This is a genomic window from Anaerococcus lactolyticus ATCC 51172 (assembly GCF_000156575.1).
In the GTDB taxonomy this organism is placed as follows: Bacteria; Bacillota; Clostridia; order Tissierellales; family Peptoniphilaceae; genus Anaerococcus; species Anaerococcus lactolyticus.
In genome coordinates, this window is record NZ_GG666157.1 from 1 (window position 1) to 241 (window position 241).

Here is a 241-nt window from a genome sequence, read left to right on the forward strand (position 1 = left end):
GCGAGGAAGCGATCGTGCCATTGCACGACTTCGGCCTGGAAGGCCGCGAACGCGCCGACCTGCGCCAGGCCTGGAACCGCGGCAAGCGCGGCGGCCTGTCGTTCCGCGTGGCACCGGTGGAAGAGGTTCCCAGCCTGCTTCCGCGCCTGCACGCGATCTCCAACGCGTGGCTGGAAGACAAGGCCGGCGACGAGAAGGGTTTCTCGCTGGGCAGCTACGATCCGGATTACCTGGCGCGCTT

At 68.0% G+C, this 241-nt stretch carries 1 protein-coding gene; it reads left to right on the forward strand.

What is annotated here, in order from left to right; translation table 11 throughout:
• Positions 1-241, forward strand: a 241-nt coding sequence (locus HMPREF0072_RS11620) for a phosphatidylglycerol lysyltransferase domain-containing protein (protein ID WP_155811916.1), incomplete at both ends; no start/stop codon positions are given.